Annotated in this window: 7 protein-coding genes; 5 read left to right on the top strand and 2 right to left on the bottom strand. The window is 63.5% G+C overall.

Going from position 1 to position 6,720, the window contains the following annotated elements; genetic code table 11:
• Positions 1 to 578 precede the first annotated feature (578 nt).
• The 4 genes from BP869_RS07995 to BP869_RS08010 all read left to right on the top strand — a co-directional run bounded on the left by BP869_RS07995 (position 579) and on the right by BP869_RS08010 (position 4,526).
• Positions 579 to 2,078 carry a DUF2193 domain-containing protein gene (locus tag BP869_RS07995; RefSeq protein WP_342678527.1) on the top strand — a complete coding sequence of 500 codons (1,500 nt, stop codon included), beginning with the start codon at positions 579 to 581 and terminating at the stop codon, positions 2,076 to 2,078.
• A 23-nt stretch (positions 2,079 to 2,101) separates the two neighbouring features.
• A complete protein-coding gene (locus tag BP869_RS08000; RefSeq protein ID WP_342678529.1) occupies positions 2,102 to 2,308 on the top strand; it encodes a DUF2180 family protein in 207 nt (68 codons plus the stop codon).
• A gap of 6 nt (positions 2,309 to 2,314) precedes the next feature.
• Positions 2,315 to 3,055: an MIP/aquaporin family protein gene (locus BP869_RS08005; RefSeq protein ID WP_342678531.1), complete on the top strand. Its 741-nt coding sequence runs from the start codon at positions 2,315 to 2,317 to the stop codon at positions 3,053 to 3,055.
• A gap of 361 nt (positions 3,056 to 3,416) precedes the next feature.
• Positions 3,417 to 4,526, top strand: a complete 1,110-nt coding sequence (locus tag BP869_RS08010) for a DUF362 domain-containing protein (protein WP_342678533.1) — start codon at positions 3,417 to 3,419, stop codon at positions 4,524 to 4,526.
• Between the two features lie 39 nt (positions 4,527 to 4,565).
• Here BP869_RS08010 and BP869_RS08015 read toward each other — a convergent pair whose 3' ends face one another.
• Positions 4,566 to 5,270 (bottom strand): tetratricopeptide repeat protein, encoded by a 705-nt coding sequence (locus BP869_RS08015; protein ID WP_342678535.1) that lies wholly within the window; start codon positions 5,268 to 5,270, stop codon positions 4,566 to 4,568.
• Between the two features lie 60 nt (positions 5,271 to 5,330).
• Here BP869_RS08015 and BP869_RS08020 point away from each other — a divergent pair, with 60 nt between their 5' ends.
• The gene (locus BP869_RS08020; RefSeq protein ID WP_342678537.1) at positions 5,331 to 5,915 is read left to right on the top strand and encodes a manganese efflux pump MntP family protein; all 585 of its coding nucleotides are present in this window, start codon (positions 5,331 to 5,333) and stop codon (positions 5,913 to 5,915) included.
• Here BP869_RS08020 and msrA read toward each other — a convergent pair.
• On the bottom strand, positions 5,908 to 6,399 hold the full coding sequence (gene msrA / locus BP869_RS08025) for a peptide-methionine (S)-S-oxide reductase MsrA (protein ID WP_342678539.1): 492 nt from the start codon (positions 6,397 to 6,399) through the stop codon (positions 5,908 to 5,910). The two genes, BP869_RS08020 and msrA, sit on opposite strands and share 8 nt — an antisense overlap.
• Between the last annotated feature and the right edge of the window lie 321 nt (positions 6,400 to 6,720).

Raw genomic sequence — 6,720 nt, forward strand, 5'->3', positions numbered from 1 at the left:
TATCGGCATGAGGGTGGGGATCCCCGGGACACGCCCAGGTCAAATACGCCTGTATCTGCCCCCAATCAGGGGATCAAGCCTTCCATTCAGGGCCATATCGAGGAGATCCGGCGATCCGGGCAGACCGGGGCCCGTGTGCGGAACAGGGTGAAATCCGGCAGGACTCAACCCCCTCTGAGCCCACATATGATTGAAGGTAATGTCATCCCCTCTCCCGGCCTCCCTGGTATCGGGGAGGGGAAGGGAGTGAGGCTGGAAATTGTCCGGATTTTGCCTCGTATTTTCATGACAGAAGAGTCCATGCAGGGACAATACCCCGATGGAAACTATTATGTGAATGGCTGAACCACTCACGCTTTGTAAGGAGGTGAAAGTACAAGGCGGCTGCACGAAAAGGCAGGCGTCACCACAGGCCAGACCCTGAGAGAGCGGTAGGGGAGGCACAGAGACACCATCCGGCATTCAGTTTCTCTCAGTCATTCGCTCGACCCAATTTGTTTGATACCGGCACACTGCCGAGACCAGAGCTTCCAGAAGAGTGGGAGCAAGATGCGACCATTTTGCAGGAGGAGAAAAGCATGAAAGAGATCTATACGAAGATTCTTGACGAGGCCATGGCGGCGCAGCGCGCCGACGTGGAGACGATCAAAAAGAAGCGCGGCACGGCATTCAAGGTGAAAGACGGCAAGGCCTACGTCGACGCCGCGGCGAAGATGAAGGCCGGTGAAGGGCAGAGCAAGGCCGTGATCGACCTCCATGCGGAGTCGGTGAAGGCCCATTATCGGAACCTCTCCGCGCTCACCGACTATGTCAGGCCAGAGGACGACCCCTTCGTCGAACACTACCAGACGCCTGCGGTCCTGGAAATCCTCTATGCCGAGGACCCGACGTTCAGAAAGAGCATGGACGCCTTCATCAAGGCGATCGGGAAGTCCGAAGCCCTCATCGGCCGCGAGGCGGCGAGGAGGTATGCCGGCTTCTACGGCCCGACCTGCGTCGTCGACTTCGCCCTGATACCGGGCAGCACCTCCAATGTCGTCAACCAGATCCTCCAGACCGTCAAGATCCCGACAGAACACAAACAGGCGATCCTGGCGGCAAAGTCCTGGGGCATGAACACCTCGTACGGCATCGGCGAGGTCTTCGCACAGGCCGTGGAGGCGGGCGACACCCTTGCCGACGCCACGAAACAGGAGGTCAAACAGCTCCAGGCGATCTACGACCACCCGGTCAGGGCGCAGGCCGACCTGATGGAGAAGGCGGGGATGACCTCCTTCGACCCGGCGAAGTACATGGAGGGGTACAAAAAGGACATCACACCCTTCGTGAAGGCCGCGATCGACGGCGGCGTCCACTACGGCAACATCGTCACCGTCCCGGCCTACTGCGTCGGCGACATTGCGCACCACATCGCCCAGTCCACCTTCAACATGTGCAAGGACGACATGGTGATGGGCATCATCGAGGCGGTGACCGAGGTGATGGACAGGAGCGTGCGGTCGGCCCTCGACACGGTCAAAAGCGAGTACCAACTTCTATCCATCGCCACGGGTTCGTCGGCGGCGGCGACCGAGTACATCCTCGAACTCGACGGCTTCAACGCCCCGATGGTCGTCGACCTGCTCACGAAGCGCTTCCACAACTTCGTGCAGTTGTACCCCACCCGCGGCGCCGCGGCCGAGCTTCACAACTGCGACTTCATGGACATGATCTGGCGCGGCTGGCGGATGCTCGACGCCGCACGGAGGAAGAGGAACGGGTCCGGCGACCTGCTGACTCCAAAGGCTGCGGGCTTCCCTGTGGACCTCGCGCCCATCCATGAGAGTGAGGTGATCATGAACCCGCAGCGCTACGCCTATCCGGCCTCGGCGATCACCGTACGCTACTCGGCCCTGATGCGCCTCGCCGACTACCCCTGTCTGCTGACGAGCGAACCGGTGACGGCGACGATGATGACGAACATCATCGCCCTTCACCCGGAGCAGATCGCAGCCCCGGTGCGGGCCTGCAAGGACTGCGCCTCGGCCTCGATGGTCGACTTCAGGCACGAGTACTGCCAGTGGAGAGAGGCGGTCTGAGGGCATCGCCGCGGGTGAGTGCGATGAAATGCTATATCTGCGCACAGGAGGGGAAGACGACCGAGGCCGCGGGGATCTGTATCGTCTGCGGCATGGGCCTCTGCACCGACCACATGATCCGGGACGACGTGGACCTCTGGGAAGGGGGATACCCCTTCCCGGCACAGAAGATGAAGAAGGCCCTCCCGAGGATCCTCTGTCCGGAATGCCATGCGGCCCTTCAGGAGTGAGAGACCATGGTCTCCCTCCTGAAAAGAAGCATCGCCGAACTGATCGGGACATTCGTTCTGGTCTTCTTCGGCGCGGGCGCCGCGGCCGTCACCCTGATGATCGCCCATGGTGCGGAGACGCCGAACCCCTTCAACATCGGGATCGGCGCCCTCGGCGGCCTCGGCGACTGGCTTGCGATCGGTCTCGCCTTCGGCATCGCGATCGCCGCGGTGATCTATGCCCTCGGCAGGGTCTCCGGGGCGCACATCAACCCGGCGGTGACGATCGCCCTCTGGGCTGCCGGGATGTTCCCGGCGCGGGAGGTCGTCCCCTACATCGCCGCCCAACTCATCGGCGCCGCCGGCGCGAGTTTCGCCTTTGCAGCCTGCGCAGGGATGGACGCCGTCACGATCGGCGGCCTCGGCGCGACCGCACCCTTCCCCGGCATCTCCTTCTCGCAGGCGGTCCTTGTCGAGGCGATCGGCACCTTCCTCCTGATGCTCGCGATCATGGGGGTTGCCGTGGACAAAAAAGCGCCGCCCGGCTTTGCAGGCCTCGTCATCGGCCTCACCGTCGCCGGGATCATCACGACGACCGGGAACATCGCAGGGTCGTCCCTGAACCCGGCCCGTACCTTCGGGCCATACCTCGGCAACATGGTCCTCGGCGGGACAAACCTCTGGGGCCTCTTCCCGATCTACGTCATCGGCCCTGTCATCGGCGCCGTCGTGGCGGCGTTGCTGTACCGGTGGATCACCGAGGACTGAAGTAGGACTCTGGAAAATCACTCATGAAACGAAGTTTCAAGCGGTTCGTTGAAAAACACATCTGTAGTTTTTACAGTTCCCGGGGGACTACGCCCCCGGACCCCCGCTCAGGATTGAACCCAGGAATGGCAAACCCGGCATTACGAAGAGGAGACTGTCATCCCCTCTATCCTGCACCGGGGGCGCGGGGGCGGTAGTCCCCCGCCACCAACACTCCGGAACGTGAATTCGACAGTGACCTCTTCTGGAAGCGATCGCGTACGCGAGGAATTCTCCAGAACCTGATCCCTCTTTTTTGAGCGGGGGCGACCCGCCCCTGCACCACCTTTTTCCAGAATGTGATCGATAGACGATTGGTATCATGACAAGCAGGGTCTACTTCGCGCGGATCGGCCTTGGCAACGGCCGGGAGAACACCATCACACGGATACGGAGACTCTTCGACACCGCGGGCCTCGCCTCCTGCATCGAGGAGGGCGACCTGACCGCGGTAAAACTCCACTTCGGCGAAGAGGGATGCGACACTTTCGTCTCTCCGGTCTGGGTGCGGCAGGTCGTCGACAGGATCAGGGACGCCGGGGGCAACCCCTTCCTCACCGACACGAACACCCTGTATTCGGGGCAGCGGGACAACACCGTCGACCACATCTCCACGGCGCTCGGCCACGGGTTCGGCTACGAGGTGACAGGGGCCCCGATCGTCATCGCCGACGGCCTGCACTCGCAGAACTGGCGGGAGGTCGGGATCGACGGGAAGCACTTTTCCAGGGTGAAGATCGCGGGCGACATCCTGGACGCGGAGAGCATGATCGTCCTCTCCCACGTGAAGGGGCACGGGATGGCAGGATTCGGCGGGGCAATCAAGAACCTGGCGATGGGGTGCGCCCCTGCCGTGGGGAAGATGGACCAGCACCAGGGCCTCGTCCCCCTCATCGAGGCGGGCGCCTGTGCGGAGTGCGCCACCTGCGCCAGGGTCTGCCCGACAGGCGCCCTGGAGGGCGGGCCCGGCGGCATCACCCTCACGACGACGCGGTGCATCGGCTGCGGCGAGTGCATGACCGTCTGCCCGAACGGGGCGATCGACTTCGACTGGAAGGAGGGACTCGTCCCTTTCATGGAGATGATGACCGAGTACGCCCTCGGCGCGGTGAAGGACAAGGCGGGGAGGGTCGGGTACCTCAATGTCCTGACGAACATCACGCCTGACTGCGACTGCTGCCCCTGGAGCGACAGGCCGATCGTCCCGGACATCGGGATACTCGCCTCGACAGACCCGGTCGCCATCGACGCCGCCAGTTTCGACCTCGTCAATGCCCAACCCGGCATGGCCGGCAATCGTCTCCTCGGCAACCGCGAGCCCGGCGCCGACAAGTTCAGGGGGGTGAACCCATACAGCGACGGCATGATCCAGGTCAGGTACGGCGAGGAGATCGGCCTCGGGTCTGCCGACTATGAACTCGTCGAGATCTGAGGGCCTTCGGGCCGTCGAGGGGGACTGCTTCCTCTACCTCTAGACACACCTGCCCCCGTACTCCACCGCCTCTCTCCCGCGCAGGGCGATCCCCCGGATATAGACCGCAGGCGCATAGTCCGGGCAGAGTTCGAGGATTCTGTCGCACTCCTCCACCGCCTCCTCGAACCTCCCCAGCAGGATGAGGGCATAGGCCATCGCCTTGCGGGCCTCCAGGTGATAGGGTGCGATCTCCAGGGCCCGGCGATAGGCGGCGACCGCGTCCTCGTGCCTGAACATCATGTCGAGAGTGACCCCCGCCATAAACCAGCAGTCCGGGTTGGCGGGTTCGAGTTCGGCCGCCCGGTGAAACGCCTCCAGTGCCGAGTGCAGGTTCATGCGCATCTTCTCGGCCACGCCCAGGAGGTACCAGGCAGGGGCATATCTTTTGCCGACTTCCACGGCATGTCGTGCACTCTCCACGGCACCATCCACGTCCTCCGCAGCGATGAGGGCATGGGCGCGCCTGATCCAGACCTCGGGGTCGTCCGGGTTCTCGGCGAGGATGCCGTCATAACAGATGACAGCCAGGTCAGGTTCCCCGTCCTCCTCATGGATGATGCCGAGCCTGTACAGGGCCCCGGCATGAGCCGGGTCCAGTCCGAGGGCCTCTCTGTACCGGGCCGACGCCGCCGGCCTGTTGCCCTGCCTGATGAAGGCGTCGCCCTCCTCGACCCTGCGCTCCGCCTCTGTCTCCTTCGGCATAGCCGGACGTAGACGGGATCTGCATTAAAGGATGTGGTGGTATCGACCGCAGGGTTATGAGTGCGGGCGCCGACGTCGTACAGGACCATGGATCTCCTCTCAGTCCTCCTCATCTCGGTCGGTCTCGCGATGGACGCCACCGCCGTCTCCATCGCTGGCGGGGTGACCGTGAGGGAGGGACGGGCGCGGACCGCACTCGTCCTCGCCCTCCTCTTCGGCGTCTTCCAGACAGGGATGGCCGTCGCCGGTTGGTTTGCCGGGACGCTCCTGTACGCGTTCATCTCGGGCATCGACCACTGGATCGCCTTCATCCTCCTCGCCTTCATCGGCGGCAGGATGGTCATGGAGGGCCTCAAGGGCGAGGACGGCGAGGAAATCGCCTTCGGCAGCGCCGCCGTCCTCCTCATGCTCGCCATCGCGACCTCCATCGACTCCCTTGCCGTCGGCCTTTCTTTTGCCGCCCTCGGGTCGCCGATCCTCCTGCCCTCCGTCATCATCGGGGTCGTCACCGCCCTCCTCTCCCTCGGCGGGTTCTGGTTCGGGACGGTCTTCGGCGGAAAGAACCGGGAGCGTGCCGAGATCATCGGAGGGGTCATCCTCATTCTGATCGGGCTGCGGGTGCTCGCCGACCACCTCCTTATCTGATCCGGCAGCCCCCCACCCCCTTCTTCGCATAGTACCGCTGGTGGTACTCTTCGGCGCGGAAGAACGGCCCCGCCGGCACGATCTCGGTGACGATGGGGCGGGGATACCGCCCCGAACGCTCCAGCCTCTCCCGCGACGCCAGGGCCGCGGCCTCCTGTGCCGGCGTCAGGAAAAAGATTGCAGAGCGGTACTGGCTGCCGATGTCCGGCCCCTGCCTGTTCTTCGTCGTCGGGTCGTGGATATCCCAGAAGATGTCGAGGAGGTCGGCATACCCCACCACTTCCGGGTCGAAGACCACCTCCACGGTCTCCGCATGCCCGGTCCTCCCAGTGCAGACCTCCTCATAGGTCGGGTTCACGGTCCTGCCGCCCATGAACCCGACAGCGGTCTCCACCACTCCCTTCACCTCCCTGAACGCCGCCTCGACACCCCAGAAACATCCTGCCGCGAAGTAGGCGCGTTCATACTGTTTCTCTCCGGCCATGCCCCCGACTGGAGGGGGAGGGGGATAAGGGTTTAGGAGGAGGGATGGTCGTGGGATCCCGCAATGCCGTCTCGCGTCAGAGACAGGGGATCCGAAAGCCTCAGACCTCTTGTTAAAAGCGTGGATCCACTGCCTTCCCTCCACACTCTCCGCCAGGGGACTACTCGAAAGCCTAGCGGCTTTCTCATGCTCCCTTCGGTCGTCCCCGCTCAGGATTGGATCGGGGAAGAGTGAAGAGGATAGGCTGAAGGGGAGACTACTATCTACTCTCTATCCTAACGCGGGGGGACCGGGGGGACGACCGTAGGGAGTTGAGAAAAC

It is taken from the genome of Methanofollis sp. UBA420, from assembly GCF_002498315.1.
In the GTDB taxonomy this organism is placed as follows: domain Archaea; phylum Halobacteriota; class Methanomicrobia; order Methanomicrobiales; family Methanofollaceae; genus Methanofollis.